This is a genomic window from Georgenia phoenicis (genome assembly GCF_047302425.1).
In the GTDB taxonomy this organism is placed as follows: Bacteria; Actinomycetota; Actinomycetes; order Actinomycetales; family Actinomycetaceae; genus Oceanitalea.
In genome coordinates, this window is sequence record NZ_CP154855.1 from 3,603,222 (window position 1) to 3,624,916 (window position 21,695).

Sequence of the window (21,695 nt, forward strand, 5' to 3'; positions counted from 1 at the left end):
TTTCCTCGGCTCGAGTCACAGTTCTGCGGCCGTCGGGTTCTCGGTCCTGTCACCGCTCGTGAGGGCTGCCACCATCAGGGTTATGGCCCCACCAGTGATGTAGACGTCAGCGAGGTTGAAGGTGGGGAACCAGCCGGTGTGGAGGTAGTCGGTCACGACGCCGTCGGAGGCACGGTCGATCAGGTTTGCCACCGCCCCTGCCAGGATGACGGCCAGTGGGAGCCACGTTGAGCGTGTCGCGGTGCGGGTGGCACGCCAGGCGAAAACGGCCACCGCGGTGATTGTGAGCCCAGTGGTGGCGAGCACGACACCGGCTGGCAGACGAGCGCCGAGACTGAAGGCCATTCCGGCGTTGAAACCGAGCCGAAGCTCGATGGGCCCCAGGTTCACCGAGTGACCGTCGGCCAGTGCCCCACCTGCCCACGCCTTCACCGCCAGGTCTACCGCCGCCAGCAGCACGAGGGTGAGGAGGAGGGTGCCCCGAGCGCGGGTTCCACTCCTCGCTGAGGCGAGGTTCCGTGTGGTCATGGGGACGCCGTTCCTGTGTGGGTCGCGTCGGCTACTACTCCCTGCACGTGAGGGCTCACGGTCACTCCTTCAAACGATCCGTCGAGCGTCAGCGCTCTCATAGGCCGAAGGCACCGCCCTCGAGGAGGATGACGACACCGAGGCCGATGAGGACGAGCGGGAAGAGGATGTGCTCCCAGCGTTCGAGCACCTCGGCGATGGGCCGGCGGGTGGCGACGTACCGTGCGGTGAGCACGAGGAGGCCCACCAGGGCGAGGAAGACGGCGCAGTAGGCGATGACCGCGGTGGTGGAGGCGGTGGCGAAGACGGGGACGTAGACCCCGATGTTGTCCCCGCCGTTGGCGAAGGTCACGGCCGCGACGGTCAGGGTGCCGACCTGGCGGTCACCGACCTTGGCCTCGTCGTCGTCATCGTCCTCATCGCGGTTGCGCCACACCTGCCACGCCGCGTACAGGCCCAGGGCCAGGGGGATGAGCCCGAAGTAGGGCAGGGCGTCCTCGGGCAGGAAGGTGCGGGCTCCCAGGGAGACGAGCACGGCGGCGAGCAGGATGCCGCCGAAGCCGAGGTACTGGCCGGTGAGGATCTTGCGGGTGGTGCCCCGCTGGCCGGCGCCGCGGGCGTAGAAGAGGGACAGGACGATGATGTCGTCGATGTTCGTGGCCACGAACAGGCCGATCGCCTGCAGGATCGGGGTGAGCAGTTCCATCGGTGCCTTTCAGGGCGCGGCCGACCGCCGCCGATGCCGAGTGAGCGGTTTGCCGGCGGTTTGGGGGGATCAGTGTCCGGGGGCGGTGGTGCGGTGGGTGCGTGCCGCGCGCAGGCCGTTGAGGATGACCAGCACCTCGGCGACCTCGTGGATGAGGACGACGGCGGCCAGGCCCAGGACGCCGGTGATGGCCAGGGGTGGCAGGGCGGCGATGATGAGCAGCGACAGGACGATGTTCTGGTTGACGATGCGCCCCCCGCGTCGAGCGTGGGCGATGGCCTGGGGCAGCAGGCGCAGGTCCTTGCCGGTGTGGGCAATGTCGGCGGACTCGATCGCGGCGTCGGAGCCGGTGGCTCCCATGGCGATCCCGACGTCGGCTGCGGCCAGGGCGGGGGCGTCGTTGATGCCGTCGCCGATCATCGCGGTGGGCCGGTGGGCGCTGAGCTCGTCCACGACGGCGGACTTGCCTTCGGGGCGCAGCTGGGCGCGCACGTCGCGGATGCCCGCCTGCACCGCCAGCGCCTGCGCGGTGCGCTCATTGTCCCCGGTGAGCATCGTGACGCCGATGCCCTGGCCCGCCAGGGTCGCGATGACCTGGGGGACCTCGGGACGCAGCTCGTCACGCACTCCGATCGCCCCGGCGACCGCGCCGTCGCGGTGTACGACGACGACGGTCATCCCTTGGGCCTCCAGGTGACGGACCCGGTCGGCGAGGTCGCCCGGGTCGACCCAGCGGGGGCTGCCGACGCTGATCACGACGCCGTCGACGGTGCCGTGAATGCCGTGACCGGCTTCCTCGGTGATGCCCCGGGCCACGGAGGTTGTGGGGGCGGCTTGGGTGATGGCGGCGGCGAGGGGGTGGGTGCTGTGCTGCTCGAGCGCGGCGGCCCACGCGAGGACCTGTTCCTCGGTGAGGCCCGTGGTGGGGATGACGGCGGTGACGGTGGGCTGGTTGAGGGTCAGGGTCCCGGTCTTGTCGAAGGCGACGTGCCCGATGTCGCCGAAGCGTTCGAAGATGGCCCCGCTCTTGATGATGACGCCGAACTTGCTCGCCGAGCCGACCGCGGAGACCACGGTGATGGGCACCGCGATGGCCAGCGCACACGGGGAGGCGGCCACGAGCACGACCAGGGCGCGGGAGATCCAGGTCTGCGGGTCACCGGCGAGGGAGCCGATGACGGCGACCAGCACGGCCAGGATCAGGACGCCGGGCACCAGTGGGCGGGCGATGCGGTCGGCGAGCCGGGCGCGTTGCCCCTTTTCGGCCTGGGCCTGCTCGACCAGGCTCACGATCGTGGTCAGGGAGTTGTCGGTGCCGGGCGCGGTCGCCTCGACCTGCAGGACCCCGGTGGTGTTGATCGCCCCGGCGGGCACCTCGTCACCGGGGCCGGCCGCGACGGGGATGGACTCACCGGTGATGGCCGAGGTGTCCAGGCTGCTGTGTCCGGTTCGGATGATGCCGTCGGTGGCGATGCGCTCACCGGGCCGGATGACCATGACCTGCCCGGAGGTCAGGTCGCGTACCGGGACGGTGCGGGTCTTGCCGTCGGTGAGGACGGTGGCGTTCTGGGGCACGAGCTTGAGCAGTGCGCGCAGGCCGGCGCGTGCGCGGTCCATGGCCCGGTCTTCGAGGGCCTCGGCGATGGAGTAGAGGAAGGCCAGGGCCGCGGCCTCCTCCACGTGGCCCAGGATGACGGCGCCGGTGGCGCTCATCGTCATCAGCAGCGCGATGCCGAGCTTGCCGGTGGCGAGCTTGCGCAGCGCACCGGGGACGAAGGTGGAGGCCCCGAGCAGCAGGCCGACCCAGAACAGGACCAGTGCTGCGGTCGGGGCGCCGGACCACTCACAGGCGAGCCCGGCGACGAACGCTGCGCCCGAGGCGGCGGGGATCATGACGGCGCGGTCAGCCCACCACGGGGCCTCGTGCTCCTCGTCACTCTCGAGCTCTTCGACGGGTGCGTGGGTGGTGGCGCTCATGCCCCGGTCCCGCTGGGGCAGCAGCCGGGCACCGTGCAGTCGGCGTCCACGCACGGGGCGTTCTCGTCGACGGCCAGGGTGACCTCGACCAGCGCGGTCATCGCCGCCGCCAGATGGGGGTCGGCGATCTCATACCGCGTCTGACGGCCTTCGGGCTTGGCCACGACGATGCCGCAGTCCCGCAGGCAGGTCAGGTGGTTCGAGACGTTCGACCGGGTCAGGTCCAGGTCGCGGGCGAGCACCGCGGGGTAGCTCGGGCCCTCGAGGAGCGTCATGAGGATCCGGGAGCGGGTCGGGTCGGCCATCGCCCGGCCCAACCGGTTCATCACGTCCAACCGCGTAGCAAGAGTCAGCATGCGCTGACCATACAGCACTCAATGACCTATGGCGTTCGTACTCAGGGCCTCCGCCCGATCGGTGGCACTCCATGCAGGGCCGAGGCGGCGCCGCAAGGCCGTCATCGCGTCATCCAGTGCGGTCCTGGTCGGGTCGAGCACGCAAAGGTGGCCGTCGACCCGGTGGAAGCCGAGCGACTCCCACACGGGCCCGAGCGCCTGCGCGCCTAGTCGAGGTCCACGAGCTGGATCATGGCGAAGATGCCGTTGGTGCCGTGCCGGGTTGGTTCATGCTGCACAGCAGGAGAGCTTGGTGATGTCGGTGGTGAAGGCTTGGGCGGTGAGCTTGAGGCCTTCGGCCATGGTCAGGTAGGGGCTCCAGAGGTTGGCGACCTGGCCGATGGTCATGCCGGCCTCCAGGATGTAGACGCCGGCTGCGGCGAGGTCGCCGGCGTCCTGGGCCAGGGCGGTGATGCCGATGATGCGGCCGGTGTGGGCGTCGGCGACGATCTTGATGAGTCCGCGGGTGTCGCGGTTGACGATCGCGCGTGGGACGTGCGCGAGGGACTGCACGCGACTGTCGCAGCGGATCCCGGCGGCGTTAGCCTGCCGGTCGGTCATCCCGACGGCGGCCAGGGCGGGGCTGGTGAACACGACCCGGGGCAGGTGGCGGTAGTCGACCTCCCGGCCGGCGCCGGTCAGGGCGTTGTCGGTGGCGAGGGTGCCGTGGGCAGCGGCGACGTACACGAACTGGGGGTGGGCGGTGACGTCTCCGGCGGCCCAGATGCGCGGGTTTGTAGTGCGCAGGTGGTTGTCGACGATGACGTCGCCGTGCTTGCCGGTGCGCACGTCGACGGTGTCCAGGCCGAGGGTGACGGTGACCGGGCGGCGCCCGGTGGCGACCAGCAGCTGGGCCGCCCGCAGCTCCTGTGAGCCGGCGGCGGTGGTCGCGGTGACGACGACCTCGCCCGTTCTCTGGTCGCGGCGGGCGACGGTGGGCACGGCACCGCGGACCACCTCGATGCCCTCCTCGGTGAAGATCTCCTCCAGGGCGGTGGCGGCCTCGGGTTCCTCGTGGGACGCCAGGCGTGAGCGGACGAGCATGGTGACCCGGGCGCCGAGCCGGGCGAAGAGCTGGGCCTGCTCCATGGCGACGTACCCGCCCCCGATGACCAGCAGCGAGTCCGGGACGTGGTCCAGCTCCATCGCGGTGGTCGAGGTCAGGTAACCCACCTCGTGGAGGCCGGGGACCGGCGGTGCCCAGGGGGTGGATCCGGTGGCGATGAGGTAGTGCGCGGCGCGGACGGCCTCCACTGTGCCGTCATGGCCGGCGACGTGGAGTGCCGGATCGGTCGGTGTGCCGGCGAACGTGGCGTCCCCGGGCAGGAGATCCCAACCGTACGCGGCGGCCAGGTCCAGGTACTTCTCGCCGCGCAGCGATCCGACGAGCTGATCCTTACCTGCGACCAGGGCCGGCATGTCCACCGGCCGGGCGTCGGGGGCCGTCAGGCCGGGGAACCGGGCGGCGTCGAGCGTGACGTGGCGGGCCTCGGCGGCCGCGAGTAGCGCCTTGGAGGGCACGCACCCGGTGTTGACGCAGGTACCGCCGATGGTGCCGCGCTCGATCATCACCACCCGTCTGCCCAGGGTGGTGGCGCGGATCGCGGCCGCGAACGCCGCCCCTCCGGACCCGATCACTGCCAGGTCATACGGCCTGCGCTTAGCTGTTGCCGTCATGAGCTCCTCCTTCATCGCCCTCAGGATCGACCTTCCAGTGCACTGGAAGGTCAAGGCAGGATGAGTGCATGCGGATCGGTGAGGTGGCTCAGGCGTCGGGCACGTCGACCAAGACCCTGCGGTACTACGAGGAGTTCGGGCTCTTGCCCGACCCGGAGCGGACCCCGGCGGGGTACCGGGACTACGGCCCCGAGGTGCTCGGCCGGCTGGATTTCATCAGCCGGGGGCGAGCCGCCGGGCTGACCCTGGCCCAGATCGGCCAGGTGCTGGCCATCCGCGATGGGGGGCAGGCCCCCTGCCGGCACGTCACCGATCTACTCGACACGCGGCTTGAGGTGATCGACCGGCAGCTGGCCGAGCTGGAGCAGCTCCGCATCACGATCACCGCGCTGCACGCGGACGCCGCCGGCGGCGATCCGGCGACGTGCTCCGCCGAGGACGTCTGCCGCTACCTGTGAAGAGCACGCGGCCCGTGGGACCATCGCGACATGGCCGATGACACCCTGCAGCGGTGCTCGTGCTGCGGCCGACTGCGGCCACGCAAGGCGCTCCACGCACTCGGCAGCGAGCCGGCCTACATCTGCCGCAGGTGCGGGCTCTGGGTCGCTCTTCGCTTCTCTCGCCACTGAGCGACCCACCCCGCAAGGAGGGGCGCCGGCGACCGCTCACTGCGGGGTTGGGTGGGGGTCAGTAGCGCGGGTCTGTGTCCGGTGGTGGTGGTTCATGCCCATTCGACGGTGCCTGCTCCGCCGTCGACGGTGACGAGTTGGCCGTCGTGCAGCCGGGCGGTGGCGTCGCCGGTGCCGACGACGGCGGGGATGCCGTACTCGCGGGCGACGAGCGAGGCGTGAGCGGCGAGGGTGCCGCCGTCGGTGACCACTGCGGCGGCTCTGGCGAACAGTGGTGTCCAGGCCGGTGCGGTGCTCCGGGCGACGAGGACGTCCCCGGTGGTGAAGTGGGCGAGGTCCTCTGGACCGGTGATGATGCGGACCGGGCCGGTCGCTCGTCCTGCGCTGGCGGGTTGCCCGATGATGGCTGCCTCCGGGGGCGTGTGGGTGCGGGCTGCGTTGACTGCGCGGGCGATCGGGTCGCCGATGAACCGGGGCGGCTGGCCCAGGGTGAGTGGAGCGACCAAGCGGCGCTGCTTCTCCCACGCGGCTCGGCGACTGTCCGCTGCTTCCGCGCGTGGCGTGGGGTCGCCATCAAGTGCGGAGGTTAGTTCCTCGAGGGTGAGGAAGAACAGCTGGGTGCGCTGGTCGATGACGCCGCGGGTGGTGAGGTGGTCGCCAAGGCGGTGAGCGCAGCGGCGAAGGAGGGGCCAGCCGAGGGTGAGGTCCCGGGCTTGTTCCTCCCTGACAGTGGTGTAGCGCTGCACGGTCCGCAGCAGCCGGCCGAATGTGACCCGTTGTCGGGGCATGTCGCGGAGCGAGGTGGAGATGGCCTGCTCGGCTGCGACTCGGGTGGCGGCGCGGGTGAGGTTGGCGTCATAGCTGGTGTGGCTGTGGGAGGTGCCGAGCTCGCCGGCGGTGGAGTGGTACCAGTCCAGGGATTGCACCGCGTGAGCGGGGACCGTGGCTTGCGTCCCGGGCAGGCCGGTCAGCAGGACTTGGGTGTTGTCGATGGTCCCGGGGATGAGGCCGTGCGTGCGGCTGATCACGGTCAGCCGACTTTCCATCTTCCAGGCCGACCCGCCGACGATGGCGAGGGACCACAGGTACTCCCCCGCCATCCTGCTGACGTGGTCCACGATGTTTCTCAGCCGTGTGGGATCCGCGGTGTCGACCTGTCGCTGGCCCGCGTCGACGAGCCGCCGGTAGGCGGGGAGCACGTCGCTGCGCCAGCGTTCCTCCAGGTCGGCGAGGAGGGCGCGGCTGGCGCCTACCGGGTTGGTCGAGACCCGCCCGAGGGCGTTGAAAAGCAGCCACGGCGCCCGGCCCCGGCTTTCCACGATGAGGCGGGCCAGCAGGCCCGGCGTCGGGGTCGGCAGCGCGTTGTAGTACCAGCCGTTGACGGTGGCGTAGGGGAAGGGGACCACTGCGCCGAGCGTGGCTCGTTGCCCGTCCAGGTAGCCGGCCTCGATGCGGTCCAGGAGCCAGTCGGCGAACAGCGGGGTCATCGCCTCGGGCAGCCACTCCCCCAGCCGCAGGTTCCGCATCCAGTACCCCGGGCCGGGCGCCTGCCAGGTGACCGGCGCGGGCAGCGCGGTGATCGGCCTGGCCTGGAGCAGGTAGAGGTGTCCGTCCTGGTCGATGGCCCACTCGATGTCCTGGGGAGCGCCGAGGTGCCGCGCCGCCCGGCCGGCGAGCTCGGCCACTGCCGCCGCTTGAGCGCGGTCCAGGACGTCACCGTCGATGCTGGGGTGGGTGACCATGGCCGCGCCGCCGCGAACGATCCACTCCTCCCCGATGCTGGTTCCGGACACGAGCCGTTCGCCGAGGCCACGGACCGCCGAGACCACCGTCTCCTCGCGGTTCCCAGTGACCGGGTTGGCGGTGAACGCGACTCCGGCGGCCGCGGCGGCGACCATCTGCTGCACCAGTACGGCCATGCCGGGATCGCCGTCGCGGTCACCCGGTGCCCGGTGGGACTGGTAGGCGCTGACCCGTGGCGTGGTCGCCGATTCCGCACACCGGAGGATCGCCTCCCTCAGGCGGTCTGGCTCCACGTCGAGATACGACTCGTACATCCCGGCGTAGGACGCTCCTGGAAGGTCTTCCGCCGCTGCCGATGACCGCACCGCATACGGCCCCGGCCCAGCCCTCTGGGCGGCATCGGTAATGGCGGCCGCCTGCACGTCGCGGGATCCCGGAGCTACCGTCACGACGAATCCCTGGGGAACCGGGAATCCGGCCTGGGTGAGCTCGGCGAGGACACCGGCCTTGCTGCCGGTGATGGATCGGTCCACCGCTGCGGCGCTGGAGAGGTCGATCACGGTCCGGGAGCCATTCACGCCCGCCTCCTAAAGTTGGGGTAGCGCCTCTCCAGTGTCTTGGCATGGGGCGAGCCTGTCGATGCTCTGAGGCGACGGACGCAGTTCGCGCGCGGCTCGGCGCGCAGGTAGTGAGGCTTCCCGGGGAGCACCTCGAGCTGCCAGTCGGTGCTGACGGCCCGGAAGGCGTCGCCGTCGACGTTGAGGTCCTCAAGCGTCTTGGGGTCGTTCTCTCCGGGCGTGAGCACGTCGTCGGCTCGCCGGTCCCACCAGGCCCAGCAGGTGCCGTAGCCGGTCTTGGAAGTGAACTGGATGCCGAGCGGGAGGGAGCCGTCGAAGAGGCTCTGCCCGCGGACGTACTGGGCCAGGAGCGTGGTGACGGCACGGTTCTCACCGGTGGTGCCGCTGAGGGTGAGCAGCGGGACCCCGGCCTGCCGGAGCGGCTCGGCGAGGTCCAGGCCCAGGCGGTTGAGTGTGGCCTTGTGGTCGATCTGGACCCACCAGCCCTCGGCGGGCATGGCCACGCGGTGCAGGCAGCGGCTCATCTGCCAGTTCACACTGCGCCCACGGGCGTTCGCGGCCGTTGGCCGCGGCCTGGTCGCGGACCGCGGTGATGTACTCCTCCACACTCATGCCGATGGCGTCGGCGTCGGCCTGCAGGGTGACTCGGGCGGCGCGGAAGTCCTGGAGGACCTCGGCGAACGCGGTGGTGGCCCGCTCGGCAAAGTAGACGGTGCGCCCGATGGTGTCGAAGCGCCCGCGCCGGTCGGGCAGCTCCGCGGGCAGCGGTCCCACGTGCTCGTTGACACGCACGGCGAGGATGCCACCGGAGCGGGTGTAGCGCTCCTGGGCGACGCGCCGGCCGTTCTGTCCGCGGGCCGGCACGAGGTGCAGCCCGGTGCGGGGGCAGACCCGGGAGCGTGGAGCGGCGCTCACGCCGCGGGGGATCCGTCGATGAACGCGAGGGCGGCGCCGATGACCTCGGCGCTCTTGAGGTCACGTACCGCCGAGATGGGGGTCGTCTCACCGAGGCGCGGGTTGGCACCCACCAGCCACGCGAGGGCGACGTCGGGACCCTCTGCCTGCTCGAGGAGGTGCCAGACGCGGTAACCCAACCGGAGCTGGTTCACGGTCTTGAGGCGGGGCTCGGGCCCGTCGGGGCGCGCCCACCGGGCGGGCTGGCCTCGGTCCTTGGTGCCGGTCATCGCCTGGACGACGGTGGTGCCCACGTTCTCGTTGAGGATCCGCACCAGCTCGTGGATGTCGAGCCTGGTGGCGTCGGCGTGCGCGGCGACTACATCGGATCTCATGCCGAAACACTACGCGGGAAGCAACGCAAAAGCCACCGAGAATCTAGCCGCGAATCCGCGAGACCCGTAGTCGCGTTGCCTCAGCAGCAGCTGGCGGGGTTGCTGCCGGTGTGCTGGATGCGCAGGACGCCGCCCAGGGTGTCGAGGGCCTGTGGGGCGACGGCGTAGTAGGCCCATTTGCCGCGCTTGTCGCGGGTGAGGAGGCCGGCGTCGGTGAGGATCTTGAGGTGGTGGGAGACGGTCGGCTGGGACAGGTCCACGGGCTCGGTGAGGTCGCAGACGCATGCCTCACCCCCCTCGTGGGAGGCGATGATCGAGAGCAGGCGCAGCCGGGCAGGGTCGGCCAGGGCCTTGAACATCGCCGCGAGGTCGCGTGCCTGGCCGTCCGCGAGGGGCTCGCGGATGAGCGGCGCGCAGCACGCCGTCTCGAGCTCGGGGGTCTGCGGGATCACCGTCATGACACCAGTGTCCCCCACCGATTGACGTCTGTCGATATGATCTGGCATGCTGCGCTGGTCTCATCGAGAACCATCAATGTGAGGGTGCGGGTCGCGCTCTCTGGGAGGGACCAGCCATGTCCTCGACTACAACGACGTCGTTGCCGGTGATCGTGATTGGTGCCGGCCCGGTGGGCTTGGCGGCCGCCGCTCATCTCGCCGAGCGCGGCCTGGAGCCGCTGGTGCTGGAGGCCGGGGACTCCGTCGCCGCGGCGGTGCGGCAGTGGGCCCACGTGCGGCTGTTCTCGCCGTGGCAGTTCAACGTCGACGGCGCCGCGCGCCGCCTGCTGGAGGCGGAGGGCTGGCAGGAGCCGGCCCCCAAGCGCCTGCCCACCGGTGGTGAGCTCGTCAGTGACTACCTCGAGCCACTGGCGGGCGCGGCCGCCCTGCAGGGGCGGATCGTGACCGGGGCGCGGGTGGTGGCGGTGAGCCGCGATGGCCTGGACAAGACCCATGGCCGGCGCCGTGCCGAGCGCCCGTTCCTTGTGCGCGCCACGGTCGACGGCGAGGTGGTGGACTACCGGGCCCGGGCCGTGATCGACGCCTCGGGGACCTGGTCCCAGAACAACCCGTTGGGCACGGCCGGGCTGCCGGCCCCGGGTGAGGCCGAGGCCGCCGCCTTCCTCCTCGGTGCGCTGCCCGACGTGCTGGGGCGGGACCGGGAGCGGGTGGCCGGCAAGCACGTGGTGGTCGTGGGCGCCGGGCACTCGGCGGCGAACACGCTGCTGTCCCTGGCCCAGCTGCGTCGCGGCGAGCCGGGCACCCGGGTGACCTGGCTGGTGCGGGGAGGCTCGGTCGAGCGGGCCTACGGCGGCGGTGACGCCGATGGGCTGCCGGCCCGCGGCATGCTCGGCTCCCAGCTGCGGCGGGCGGTGGAGGCGGGCGAGGTCGAGCTCATGGCGTCGGCCACGATCACCGCCATGCGCCCGGTCGGGGACGGTCTGGAGCTGACGCTCGCCACGCCCGGGGGTGAGCGCCGCCTGGTGGTGGACGGGGTCGCGGGCGCGACGGGGTTCCGGCCGGACCTGGCGATGCTGCGTGAGCTGCGCCTGGAGCTGGACGCGGGAGTCGAGGCGCCCAGCCGGCTCGCTCCGCTGATCGACCCGGAGTTCCACTCCTGTGGGACGGTTCCCGCGCACGGCGCGGACGTGCTGGCCCACCCGGAGCCTGACTTCTACATCGCCGGGATGAAGTCCTACGGCCGCGCCCCCACGTTCCTGCTGGCCACCGGCTATGAGCAGGTCCGCTCGATCGTCGCCGAGCTGGCCGGTGACACGGCCGCCGCGTCCACGCTGGAGCTGGAGCTGCCCGAGACCGGGGTGTGCTCCACCGCGACCCCGGTGGTGGAGGCCGACGGCAGCCTGAGCATCGCCGCGGAGGCGGCCGGCGGCTGCTGCGGGGCGCCGGCCGAGCCTGCGCTCATCGGCTTCCCCACCGGCTTCGCCCACGGCCGCACCGCCCTCTGACCCACCACACCCCCAGGTTGAGCCCTGCCCTCCCCCGCGAGGGCAGGGCTCAACCACGCGCGACGGAAGGACACCAGACGGTGACACTGCTACTGGCCCCCCGACATGAGGCACCCGGCGCCCAGCCGACCGGGATCTCCCGCTTCGCGGTCGGGGGTGCGCCGTGCTGCTAGCCGTGGGGATCTTCCTCGCCACCCTGGTCCTGGTGATCTGGCAGCCCAAGGGGCTGGGCATCGGGTGGAGCGCGCTGGGTGGGGCGGTGGTCGCGCTCATCGCCGGGGTGGTCCAGCTCAGTGACATCCCGGTGGTGTGGGACATCGTGCGGAACGCGACGCTGACGTTCGTCGCGGTCATCATCATCTGCTCGATCCTGGACGAGGCGGGCTTCTTTGAGTGGGCGGCCCTGCACGTGGCGCGCTGGGCGCGGGGAAATGGCAGCGCCCTGTTCAACCTCATCGTCGTGCTCGGGGCGGCGGTGGCGGCCCTGTTCGCCAACGACGGCGCGGCCCTGGTGATGACCCCGATCGTCTTCCAGATGATCCTGGCCCTGAGGTTCTCCCCGGCGGTGGCCTTCGGGCTGGTCATCGCCACCGGCTTCATCGCCGACACGACCAGCCTGCCGTTCGTGGTGTCCAACCTCGTCAACATCGTCATCGCCGACTTCTTCGGCATCGGCTTCGCCCGCTACGCCCTGGTGATGGTGCCCGTGGCGCTGGTCTCGTTGGGCGCGAGCCTGGTGGTGCTGCGCCTGTTCTTCCGCAAGTCCATCCCCGGCCGCTACGACGTGAGCGCGCTGCGCCGCCCCGCGGAGGCGGTGGCCGACCCGACGACGTTCCGCGCGGGCGTCGTCGTCCTGGGCGCGCTGCTGGTCGGCTACTTCGCCGCCGACGCCATCGGGGTGCCGGTCGCGCTGGTCGCCTCCCTGTGCGCGGCCGTGCTTGCGCTCATCGCCGCTCGCCGCCCACGCCCGCTGTTCCGGCGCCTCGGCGCGCAGCTTCGTCCCGCCGCAAGGGACGACGACCTGGTGGCGGTCCCGGTGAGTGGTGGCGGCCGGCCGGCGCCCGGCGCCACCTCCGCTGCAGGCGGCGGGGCCTTCTCCGCTCGGGCGGGGACCGTCACCACTGCCGAGCCGACGATCGCGGTGTGGTCAGTGGTCAGGTCCGCGCCGTGGCAGATCGTGCTGTTCAGCCTGGGCATGTACCTGGTGGTCTACGGCCTGCGCAACGAGGGCCTGACCGACTACCTCGGTCAGCTCCTGGTGGGCATCGCGCAGCACGGGGACCTGGCCACCGCGACCGGCACCGGCTTCCTGGTGGCGGGGATGTCCTCGGTGATGAACAACATGCCCACCACCCTGATCGCCGCCCTGGGCATCGAGGCCGCTGGGACCAGCGGCCTGACCGAGCAGATGATGGCCTACGCCGCCGTCATCGGCGCCGACCTGGGCCCCAAGATCACCCCGATCGGCTCCCTGGCCACCCTGCTGTGGCTCTCGGTCCTGGACCGCAAGGGCATGCACATCGGCTGGGGCACCTACTTCAAGGTCGGCATCATCCTGACCATCCCCGTTCTTGCGGTCACGCTGCTCGCCCTGGCCGGTTGGCTCACCCTCCTCGGCCCCTGAGCCGACGGGAAGGCTAGACAATCGGATTCCAGTCAGTCATCATTGAGTCAATGAACGCTGACTGGAGTGACGTGGAGGGGCGGGCACGGTTGCACGCCGCGCTGGCCGACGCTGCCCGCCTGCGGATCGTGGACGTGCTGAGCCTGGGGGACGCCTCACCCTCCGAGCTCGCCGAGATCCTCACCGCGCCCTCGAACCTGGTGGCCCACCACCTGGGCGTCCTGGAGCGTGAGGGCATCGTGAGCCGCAAGCGGTCCGAGGCCGACCGTCGGCGCAACTACGTCCAGCTCGTGCCCGGCGCCCTGGACCACATCGCCCCGCGCGACCAGCGGCCGGTGGCCCGCGTGGTGTTCGTCTGCACCCGTAACTCCGCCCGCTCTCACCTGGCCGCGGCGCTGTGGCGCCGCGCCAGTGCGGTGCCCGCCACCTCCGCCGGCACCCACCCCGCCGAGGCGATCCACCCGGTCGCCCTCGAGGTGGCCCGCCGCCACCGCCTCGACCTGCCCCGCGTCGCACCCCAGCACGTCGACGGCGTGCTGAGCGCGGGTGACCTGGTCATCAGCGTGTGCGACCGCGCCCATGAGGAGCTCACCACCCCGATCGACATCCACTGGTCGGTGCCCGACCCGGTCGCCGCCGGCGACGCCGCGGCCTTCGACGAGGCGCTGGCCGACCTCACCCGCCGGGTCACCACCCTGGCCCCCCGCCTGACCCCCACCCACTGAAGGAGACCCCCGTGTCCGATCGCCCCAGCGTCATGTTCGTCTGCGTCCACAACGCCGGCCGTTCCCAGATGGCCGCCGGCTTCATGACCGCCCTGTCCGAGGGGCAGGTCGAGGTCCGCTCCGCCGGGTCCGCCCCGGCCGACCAGATCAACCCCGTCGCGGTCGAGGCGATGAAGGAGGTCGGCATCGACATCACCGCCAACAAGCCCAAGATCCTCACCCCCGACGCCGTGGAGGCCTCCGACGTCGTCATCACCATGGGCTGCGGGGACGTCTGCCCCTTCTTCCCGGGTGTGCGCTACGAGGACTGGGAGCTGACCGACCCCGCCGGCCAGGGCATCGAGACCGTCCGCCAGGTCCGCGACGACATCCGCGGCCGGATCGAGGGCCTGCTGGCCGAGCTCCTCCCCGCGAAGGCCTGAACCCATGATCGAGCTGACCCCCCTCACCACTGCCACGCCGCAGACCGACCCGGGCGAGCTGCAAGAGGTCCTCATCGTGGGCTCGGGCCCGGCCGGTTACACCGCCGCCATCTACGCCGCGCGCGCCAACCTCGCCCCGGTCGTCATCGCCGGCGCCGTCACCGCCGGCGGCGCGCTGATGAACACGACCGAGGTGGAGAACTTCCCCGGCTTCCCCGAGGGCGTCATGGGCCCCGAGCTCATGGACAAGATGCAGGCCCAGGCCGAGAAGTTCGGCGCCACCGTCATCTACGACGACGCCACCTCGTTCGACCTCACCGGCGAGGTCAAGACCGTCACCACCGCCGAGGGTCACGTCTACCGCGCCCGCGCGGTGATCCTGGCCAACGGCTCGGCCTACAAGGAACTGGGCCTGGCCGGCGAGAGCGAGATGACCGGGCGCGGGGTGTCCTACTGCGCGACCTGTGACGGGTTCTTCTTCCGCGAGCAGCACATCATCGTCGTCGGCGGCGGGGACAGCGCGATGGAGGAGGCCACCTTCCTGACGAAGTTCGCTGCCAAGGTCACCGTCGTGCACCGCCGTGAGGAGCTGCGCGCCTCGAAGATCATGGCCGACCGCGCGTTCGCCAACGAGAAGATCGACTTCGCCCTGGAACAGCGAGGTCGCCGCGATCCACGGCACCGACAAGGTGAGCGGCGTGACACTGCGCGACACGCGGACCGGTGCGGAGCGCGAGCTGGACGCCACCGGGGTGTTCGTCGCGATCGGGCACGTGCCGCGCACCGAGATGCTCACCGGCCAGGTCGAGCTGGACGCCAACGGCTACATCGTGGTCACCTCGCCCTCGACCGCCACGAGCGTGCCGGGCGTCTTCGCCTGCGGCGACGCGGTGGACCACACCTACCGCCAGGCCATCACCGCCGCCGGGACCGGCTGCGCCGCCGCCCTGGACGCCGAGCGCTACCTCGCCGCCCTCGGCGAGGCCGTCGAGCCCGACGCCACCGCCTCGCAGACCCCGCAGGGGGCCCTCGCGCTGTAGGCGACAGCAGGGACGGGTCAGCGACGTCGCACTGGCGGCCCGTGCTGACCGATGAGCGGGCGCGGGCCGCTGGCACGCACGACCAGCGCGGCGGCCACGCCGGCCACCGCCAGGAGGACGTAGGTCGCGGGGTAGGACCCGGTCGCCTCGGCCATGGCCGCGGTGACCCAGGGCGCCAGCGCCATGGCCAGGGTGGTGGGGACGTTGAGGATCCCGTACAGGGTGCCGAACCCGTCCAGACCCCAGCGGTCACTGACCGCAGTGGACTGCAGCAGCGTGTGCGCGCCGCGCGCAACCCCCAGCGCGATGGCTGCACCGATTAGGGCCGGCGCGGGCCCGGGCAGCAGCCCGACGAGCAGGATCGAAGCCGCCAGCGCGGTCAGGATGAACGACGCCCGCGAGACCGGGCCGGTCCGCGCTGCCAGCGGCGCATAGCCGATCCGCCCCAGCAGCTGTCCCGCACCGGACAGGCCCAGCGCCCACGCCGCGGCGGTGGTCGTCAGCCCACGCCAGGTCAGCATCGGCACCAGGTGGATCGTGGCCGCGGACACCGCAAAAGCGGTCAGTGAGGTGGCCACCGTCAGCGCAATGAAGGGCCGTGACCGCGCTATCGTGCGCCAGCCCTCACTGCCCGTCGCCCTGGCTGCGGCGCTGTCCTGGGGCCACGGGGCCCGCAGCCCCAAGGCGTGCGCGGGGATCGTGATGACGCCGAGCACGAGCGCCAGCACCAGGTAGGCCCCCCGCCATCCGGCGCGCTCGACCAGCGCCGCGGTCACCGGCGCGAACACCGTGCTGGCCAGGCCCCCGACTAGGGTCAGGGCCAGCAGCGCCCGCACCCGATCGGCCCCGTACCAGCGGGTGATCGCCGTGAACGCGGGCGCGTAGAGCGTCAACGACTGGGCGGCACCGACCACGGCCAGCGCCGCGATGAACCAGCCCAGCGACGGCGAAGCCGCCGCACCGACCACCCCCAGGACCGCGGCCACCGAGCCTGCGGTCATGACCGGGCGCGGCCCTCGCCGGTCGATGCATAGCCCCACCGGCACGCCACCCGCCGCAGCGACGATGAGGGAGACCGAGATCGCCAGCATGACGCTCGTGGCGGACCACCCGGTGGTCGCGGTGATCCGCGGCAGCGCGACGGGGAAGGAGTAGTACAGCACTCCCCAGCTCACCACCTGCGTCGCGCAGAGCGTGAGGAGAGCGGTAGCGCGGGTCACTCCACGCCGCCCGACGCCGCCGGGCGGCGCTGACCTCGCACGTCGACAACACCGGTGAGGCGGGGACAGCACACCCACACAACATATCGAGGCTTGTCGATATGCAGCTGGACCCGTTTGGGGGGCTCATACCCGTGCTGGGCTCGGTAACGGGCCACGAGCTCGAGGTAGGTGTCCTCGATCGCCGCGCGCCGGGAGGAGAACGCCCGCAGGACCTGCTTGTCGATCCCGGCGACCTCCCGCACCGGCTGCTTCCCGGCACCGAGGGCCTCCTCGACGAACTCCACCCCCAGGCGGCGGCGCAGCTCCTGCTCGATGAGCGTGTTGTACCGCTCCGAGGGCGGCCACCCCCAGCGCGTGCAGCACCCGCGCGTCCAGCGCCCGCCACCGCCCGTCGGCGCCCTGGACCTTGTTCGATACGGCCACGTGGGTGTGCAGGTTCGGGTCCCCGGTGCGCGAGTCGGCGTGGTCGAACGCCGCGGCCAGCAGCCCGCGCGTGTCAATTTGCGCGGCCCCACCCTTGCCCACCCGGGTCACCCCGGCCTCCCGCTCGACCCACGCGAACGCGACCTGCCATGCGGCCTCGTGCGCCGCGGCGACCTCGTGCCGGATCTCCACCCCACCCAAGGCCCACAGCGTGCTGATCAACTTCACCGGCGTGAACACCAGGTCATACCCCGCCACCGGCTGGCGCTGCTGCTTGCCCCGCGAGGCGAGGAACTTGGCCCGCGCCTCATCCCCCGGCTCCCGCCCGAGCTCCTGCCTGAGCAGCCGGCCGGCGACATCCTAGCGGATGAGGTCGCGCTCCACTCCCGGCTCCGGTGCCCGGTCCTGCTCGAGGGTGAACTCGGCGTAGGCCTCGGCCACGGTGGCGCGCCACTCTCGGTCACTCTCCACCGCCGCGAACCGCGGGAACCGCCGCCCCAGCCGAACGCTCTCCACGGCCGCGGCCGGGGCCATCCCCCGCTCGACGGCCTCCCCGATGAGGCGCTGCGCGTCGGGGTGTAGGCCCTCCCCGAACAGGGCCCGCATCTGGTCCTCCGAGACGCGGCCGGTGACTCCCACGCCGGCCATACCGGCACCGATCCACCGTCCCGGTGGGTTGCCCTCGTGGGCGTAGTAGTCCGCCAACGACTCCCCCGCTGCGCGCTGCTAATCACCGGTGGCCACCTGGCGCGTGAGGTAGGTGTACCCATCCCCGGCGTGCAGGACGTGGACGGTCATCATGACCGCTCACCTCCCCCACTGGCCGGTGCGATGCCGCCAACGGTACTCAGCCTCATTAGGAGTGGAAGAGGTGAACCGCCCCGGGTTCCATGGAGGCTCTCAGTCCACGGAGGATGAGAGCTATGAGCGCACCGAGGAAGTACCCCGACGAGCTGCGTGAGCGGGCCGTGCGGCTGGTGCTCGAAGCGAAGAAGGATCCCGAGTCACGTGTGGGGGCGTGTCGGCGGGTGGGAGAGCAGCTCGGGATCAACCCCGAGACGCTGCGTGGCTGGGTTGCCCAGGCTGAGGTCGATGCCGGGGACCGGCCGGGCACCACGACCAGTGATGCCCAGCGGTTGGCCGAGCTGGAACGGGAGAATCGCGAGCTGCGGCGGGCGAACGCGATCCTCAAGAGCGCCTCGGCTTTCTTCGCGGCGGAGCTCGACCGCCCACATCGGTGATCGTGAAGTACATCGACGAGCACAAGGAGGAGTTCGGGGTCGAGCCGATCTGCACCCAGTTGCAGGTCGCCCCGAGCACCTACTACGCCGCGAAGAAGCGCTCACCCTCGGCCCGGGCGGTGGCCGACGCCGAGCTCGGTGAGGTCATCAGTGCCGAGCACGCGGCCAACTACGGGGTCTACGGCGCGCGGAAGATGTGGAAGCACCTGAACCGGATCGGCCGGCCGGTGGCGCGCTGCACGGTCGAACGCCTGATGCGTAACGCCGGCCTGCAGGGCGCGGTCCGCGGCAGGACGCGGCGCACCACGATCCCGGCGAAGGACGGGATACGGGCCGGTGACCTGGTCAACCGCGACTTCACCGCAAGTGCACCGAACCAGCTGTGGGTCGCGGACTTCACCTACGTCGCGACCTGGGCCGGGTTCGTCTACGTCGCGTTCACCATCGACGTGTTCTCCCGGATGATCGTGGGCTGGAAAGCCTCCACCACGATGCGCGCCGACCTGGTCACCGACACGGTGAACATGGCGGCCTGGTCCCGCGGGCGCGCCGGGGTCACCGACCTTGCCGGGCTCATTCACCACAACGACGCCGGCTCGCAGTACACCTCCATCGCCTTCACCGAGCGGCTCGCCGAGCTCGGTGTCCAGCCCTCGATCGGGACCGTGGGTGACGCCTACGACAACGCCCTGGCCGAGTCCACCATCGGCCTGTTCAAGACCGAGCTCATCCGCCGCCGCGGCCCCTGGCGCAACCTCGAGGACGTCGAGATCGCCACCCTGGAGTACGTCGACTGGTTCAACAACAGCCGCCTGCACTCCGAGCTCGGTGACATTCCACCCGCCGAGCACGAGGCCAACCACTACCGTCAGAACCCCGTCACCACGACGGCCGAAACCAGAGAACCGAGCCGCCACTAAACCCGGGGCGGTTCAGAGGTGTGTAAGCCGCTGTGCCCCTGCAGGAGGTGACTGGGGGTAGGCGGTGGAACGAGTCCGTGGCTAGGTCTTTGGCGTGTGACGGACCGTGGTGGATCCATGAAGGTTCAATGAAGAGACCAGGTGTTTGTCACTTCGGGGATCGAACCGGACGTAGCGTGGTCCTTGACCGAATGGTCCCTGAGATCTTGCCCGGCCTTCTGCGGCCGTGCTGTATCCGCAGAAGGAGCCTCCTTGAGCGTGCCTCACGTGCCACCGCAGGCATTGCGGCCTACTCGCCGTGAGCTGCGCCAGGCCAGCCACCAGGCGACCGGCGGAGCGGAGGACCTCGAGCGGGCGATCGCCGCAGGGGTGGTGAAGCATCCGCGCAGGCGGGACCTGCGCAGTGGTCCCCACGCGGTCCGGGCGCAACCCGTCAGCTCCCAACCGTCACAGCAGATCCGTAGGAAAGACCTGCGCACTAGTCCCCGATCTCGTGGGCGGCGACGTGCGCTCACACTTGTCTCGGCTACGGGGCCGTGGCGCTCCTGGCTGCTCCGGTGAGCGTGTCATCCCCCCAGGCCGAGGTCATGTCCGTCCCCGTTGTCGTGCCCGCGGAGACAAGTGCCCTGGAAGCCCTTCACGGTGCCGCAGACCGTTTCGAGCTGGAGTCAGCCAGCGCCACTTCGGCAATCCTTGACCGGCCCGCCGCTCGAGAGATGGCGGCGGCGGTCCGAGCCTCTCGCGTCGCAGAACGGTCACAGCTCGCAACCGACCGCAGCCCCAGCGCCAATGGTATGGCCGCGGCGCTCGTACCTGCACGCCAAAAGGTCGTCATGCCATTGGCCGAAGGCAGTTACCGGATCACCTCGAGGTACGGCACGCGGCAGAACCCGTTCGGCGGAGCCGCGCAGTCCCATTACGGCGTCGACCTGGCGGCACCCCTGGACACCCCTATCCACGCCGTGGCCGACGGCGTCGTGACCTATGTGGGCCAGGGACGCGCCGGGAGGTCGAGCATGCTCATCATCATCAAGCACGAGATCGAGGATCAGACGGTCTACACCTGGTACAACCATATGTACGCCTCTGGTCTGTACGTCGAGCCCGGGGAAACCGTGGAAGCCGGCCAGGTGATCGCCGGGGTGGGAAGCAACGGGAACTCCACCGGCCCGCACCTGCATCTTGAGGTCCACACCGACGACCAGCTCTCCACGGTGAACCCGCTCAGCTGGCTCCAGGAACACGAAGCTGTGGACGTCGGCGAGCTCTAGGCCCAGCGTTCCTGTGAGCATGCGTTGCCCGATCTCTCGGTCAGGAGGTCCTTGGACCGGGCGAGACGGTCGAGCTCCACACCACCAGCGTGTCCAAGCCGTCAGTGGACCGGCTGCTGATGTTCTCCTAGAGGATCTTCGGTTCCGCAAGCAGATCCCCAGCGGATTCGCCGCAAACTGAGATGATGACGCCCTGCGGCTCCCTCACCGAGGGACCGGAAGGGGAATTGTGATGGCCGAGAAGAAGAACATTCACACGGTGCCCACCGACGATGGGTGGGCCAACCGTCGTGAGGGTGCGAAGCGCGCCTCGAGCACGCACGACACGAAGGCTGAGGCGCAGGCGGCCGGCCGCACGGCTGCGAAGAAGGATGGCGTCGAGCACCTGATTCACAAGAAGGACGGCACGGTCGGAGAGCGCAACTAATACGGCAACGACCCCCACCCCCCGAAGGGCTGAGTCACAAGCGCGGTCATCGCCGCTTGGGGATCCCATCGCAACCAGGATGCTCCCACACGGGCTCGTGAAATAAGGGCGGTGACTCCGGTCCCGCTCACAACGGACGGTAGGCCACCGCCGTCAGGATGGTTCGAGGGGCTCAATGAGCTGTGGGCCGTTGTTCCGCACGTTGCCGACTGCCTTGCCGACCGCTCGCGGCACCAGGTGCGGCTCGGGCATGGCAGCGACGATCTCGCGGATGTCGACGAGGTCGGTGATGCTGGGGTTGAGCCAGTCCGCGAGCATGTCAGGCGGGACGATGACCGGGGAGCGGTCGTGCACGTGACCGAGCGCGTCGGAGGCGGTGGCGGTCAGGATCGTGGTGGTGCATCGCCACTTGTCGGGGTGGTCGTCTGGTAGCTCAGGGTCCTTCCACCACTCGTAAAGGCCAGCGAACGCAAGCGGAGCCTCGTCCTGGGCGTGCAGGTAGTACGGCTGCTTCTTCTTGCCGGTCTCGTCGAGCTTCTGCCATTCGTAGTACCCGTCCGCCGGCACAATGCAGCGCCGCTTGGCGGCGGCAGCCTTGAACGACGGCTTCTCGGTGATGGTCTCTGAGCGGGCGTTGATCAGCCGGGAGCCGATGGCGGGGTCTTTCGCCCATGACGGCACCAGTCCCCACCGAGCTGTCCGCAGATGTCGCCTCGCCGGCTCCTCTGGCTCGTCCTTGGTCAGCCGCTCGAGCACGATCCGGACGTCCTGCATCGGCGCAACGTTCCACGATGGCTCCAACCTGGGATCGCGCACGTCCTCCACGTGGAAGGCGTCGATCAGGTCGGAATCGCGCCGGGCGTTTGCGTAGCGGCCACACATGACCACTGAGTC

At 70.7% G+C, this 21,695-nt stretch carries 20 protein-coding genes, 3 pseudogenes and 1 other annotated feature; of the genes and pseudogenes, 9 read left to right on the plus strand and 14 right to left on the minus strand.

The window, feature by feature from the left end:
* Positions 1-15: 15 nt before the first annotated feature.
* The 5 genes from lspA to merA all read right to left on the minus strand — a co-directional run bounded on the left by lspA (position 16) and on the right by merA (position 5,283).
* Positions 16-528 (minus strand): signal peptidase II, encoded by a 513-nt coding sequence (lspA, locus tag AA0005_RS17010; RefSeq protein WP_110853472.1) that lies wholly within the window; start codon positions 526-528, stop codon positions 16-18.
* A gap of 97 nt (positions 529-625) precedes the next feature.
* Entirely contained in the window at positions 626-1,234 is a 609-nt protein-coding gene (locus tag AA0005_RS17015; RefSeq protein WP_110853473.1) for a cadmium resistance transporter, read from the minus strand.
* Positions 1,235-1,303: 69 nt separating this feature from the next.
* Positions 1,304-3,211, minus strand: a complete 1,908-nt coding sequence (locus AA0005_RS17020) for a heavy metal translocating P-type ATPase (protein ID WP_413451282.1) — start codon at positions 3,209-3,211, stop codon at positions 1,304-1,306.
* Complete coding sequence (gene cmtR / locus AA0005_RS17025; RefSeq protein WP_413451283.1) at positions 3,208-3,567, minus strand: Cd(II)/Pb(II)-sensing metalloregulatory transcriptional regulator CmtR; 360 nt, start codon at positions 3,565-3,567, stop codon at positions 3,208-3,210. Before cmtR ends, AA0005_RS17020 begins: the two co-directional genes overlap by 4 nt.
* A 267-nt stretch (positions 3,568-3,834) precedes the next feature.
* Positions 3,835-5,283, minus strand: a complete 1,449-nt coding sequence (gene merA, locus AA0005_RS17030) for a mercury(II) reductase (RefSeq protein WP_413451284.1) — start codon at positions 5,281-5,283, stop codon at positions 3,835-3,837.
* A gap of 68 nt (positions 5,284-5,351) precedes the next feature.
* Between merA and AA0005_RS17035 the strand changes: the two genes are divergently transcribed.
* Entirely contained in the window at positions 5,352-5,741 is a 390-nt protein-coding gene (locus AA0005_RS17035) for a heavy metal-responsive transcriptional regulator (RefSeq protein ID WP_110853475.1), read from the plus strand.
* 263 nt (positions 5,742-6,004) lie between these two features.
* Here the strand turns inward: AA0005_RS17035 and AA0005_RS17040 are convergent, their stop codons facing one another.
* The 4 genes from AA0005_RS17040 to AA0005_RS17055 all read right to left on the minus strand — a co-directional run bounded on the left by AA0005_RS17040 (position 6,005) and on the right by AA0005_RS17055 (position 9,980).
* Positions 6,005-8,215: a PEP/pyruvate-binding domain-containing protein gene (locus AA0005_RS17040; protein WP_413451285.1), complete on the minus strand. Its 2,211-nt coding sequence runs from the start codon at positions 8,213-8,215 to the stop codon at positions 6,005-6,007.
* Positions 8,216-8,229: 14 nt separating this feature from the next.
* On the minus strand, positions 8,230-8,757 hold the full coding sequence (locus AA0005_RS17045) for a hypothetical protein (protein ID WP_413451286.1): 528 nt from the start codon (positions 8,755-8,757) through the stop codon (positions 8,230-8,232).
* 387 nt (positions 8,758-9,144) lie between these two features.
* Positions 9,145-9,522: a hypothetical protein gene (locus AA0005_RS17050; protein ID WP_413451287.1), complete on the minus strand. Its 378-nt coding sequence runs from the start codon at positions 9,520-9,522 to the stop codon at positions 9,145-9,147.
* An 80-nt stretch (positions 9,523-9,602) separates the two neighbouring features.
* On the minus strand, positions 9,603-9,980 hold the full coding sequence (locus AA0005_RS17055; RefSeq protein WP_413451288.1) for an ArsR/SmtB family transcription factor: 378 nt from the start codon (positions 9,978-9,980) through the stop codon (positions 9,603-9,605).
* Positions 9,981-10,096: 116 nt separating this feature from the next.
* Here AA0005_RS17055 and AA0005_RS17060 point away from each other — a divergent pair, with 116 nt between their 5' ends.
* The 5 genes and pseudogenes from AA0005_RS17060 to trxB all read left to right on the plus strand — a co-directional run bounded on the left by AA0005_RS17060 (position 10,097) and on the right by trxB (position 15,296).
* On the plus strand, positions 10,097-11,485 hold the full coding sequence (locus AA0005_RS17060) for an FAD-dependent oxidoreductase (RefSeq protein WP_413451289.1): 1,389 nt from the start codon (positions 10,097-10,099) through the stop codon (positions 11,483-11,485).
* 163 nt (positions 11,486-11,648) lie between these two features.
* Positions 11,649-13,109 (plus strand): arsenic transporter, encoded by a 1,461-nt coding sequence (locus tag AA0005_RS17065; protein ID WP_413451290.1) that lies wholly within the window; start codon positions 11,649-11,651, stop codon positions 13,107-13,109.
* A 50-nt stretch (positions 13,110-13,159) separates the two neighbouring features.
* Positions 13,160-13,834 (plus strand): helix-turn-helix domain-containing protein, encoded by a 675-nt coding sequence (locus tag AA0005_RS17070; protein WP_413451291.1) that lies wholly within the window; start codon positions 13,160-13,162, stop codon positions 13,832-13,834.
* 32 nt (positions 13,835-13,866) lie between these two features.
* Positions 13,867-14,256 carry an arsenate reductase ArsC gene (locus AA0005_RS17075; RefSeq protein ID WP_413453121.1) on the plus strand — a complete coding sequence of 130 codons (390 nt, stop codon included), beginning with the start codon at positions 13,867-13,869 and terminating at the stop codon, positions 14,254-14,256.
* Positions 14,257-14,260: 4 nt separating this feature from the next.
* A pseudogene (trxB, locus tag AA0005_RS17080) lies at positions 14,261-15,296 on the plus strand (thioredoxin-disulfide reductase).
* A gap of 17 nt (positions 15,297-15,313) precedes the next feature.
* On the opposite strand, the gene AA0005_RS17085 reads toward trxB, so the two are convergent.
* The 4 genes and pseudogenes from AA0005_RS17085 to AA0005_RS17100 form a co-directional block, all read right to left on the minus strand.
* Positions 15,314-16,459, minus strand: a complete 1,146-nt coding sequence (locus AA0005_RS17085) for an MFS transporter (protein WP_413451292.1) — start codon at positions 16,457-16,459, stop codon at positions 15,314-15,316.
* 53 nt (positions 16,460-16,512) lie between these two features.
* Positions 16,513-16,842: pseudogene (locus AA0005_RS17090) on the minus strand (relaxase domain-containing protein); the annotation flags it as partial.
* A gap of 25 nt (positions 16,843-16,867) precedes the next feature.
* Positions 16,868-17,287 (minus strand): annotated as a pseudogene (mobF, locus tag AA0005_RS17095) (MobF family relaxase); the annotation flags it as partial.
* Positions 17,288-17,302: 15 nt separating this feature from the next.
* Positions 17,303-17,647, minus strand: coding sequence for a relaxase domain-containing protein (locus AA0005_RS17100; protein ID WP_413451293.1), 345 nt, complete (start codon positions 17,645-17,647; stop codon positions 17,303-17,305).
* Positions 17,648-17,865: 218 nt separating this feature from the next.
* Here AA0005_RS17100 and AA0005_RS17105 point away from each other — a divergent pair.
* The 3 genes from AA0005_RS17105 to AA0005_RS17115 all read left to right on the plus strand — a co-directional run bounded on the left by AA0005_RS17105 (position 17,866) and on the right by AA0005_RS17115 (position 20,801).
* Positions 17,866-19,103 (plus strand): IS3 family transposase gene (locus AA0005_RS17105; protein ID WP_413451243.1). Its coding sequence is split into 2 segments (ribosomal slippage): positions 17,866-18,145 and positions 18,145-19,103, totalling 1,239 coding nucleotides; the frame shifts between segments, so codons are not numbered across the junction.
* Positions 18,144-18,257, plus strand: a sequence feature (AL1L pseudoknot). Its footprint overlaps the gene before it by 114 nt.
* A 557-nt stretch (positions 19,104-19,660) precedes the next feature.
* Positions 19,661-20,374 carry a M23 family metallopeptidase gene (locus AA0005_RS17110; RefSeq protein ID WP_413451294.1) on the plus strand — a complete coding sequence of 238 codons (714 nt, stop codon included), beginning with the start codon at positions 19,661-19,663 and terminating at the stop codon, positions 20,372-20,374.
* A gap of 232 nt (positions 20,375-20,606) precedes the next feature.
* Positions 20,607-20,801, plus strand: coding sequence for a DUF2188 domain-containing protein (locus AA0005_RS17115; RefSeq protein ID WP_413451295.1), 195 nt, complete (start codon positions 20,607-20,609; stop codon positions 20,799-20,801).
* A 153-nt stretch (positions 20,802-20,954) separates the two neighbouring features.
* Here the strand turns inward: AA0005_RS17115 and AA0005_RS17120 are convergent, their stop codons facing one another.
* Positions 20,955-21,683, minus strand: a complete 729-nt coding sequence (locus AA0005_RS17120; RefSeq protein ID WP_413451296.1) for an SOS response-associated peptidase — start codon at positions 21,681-21,683, stop codon at positions 20,955-20,957.
* Between the last annotated feature and the right edge of the window lie 12 nt (positions 21,684-21,695).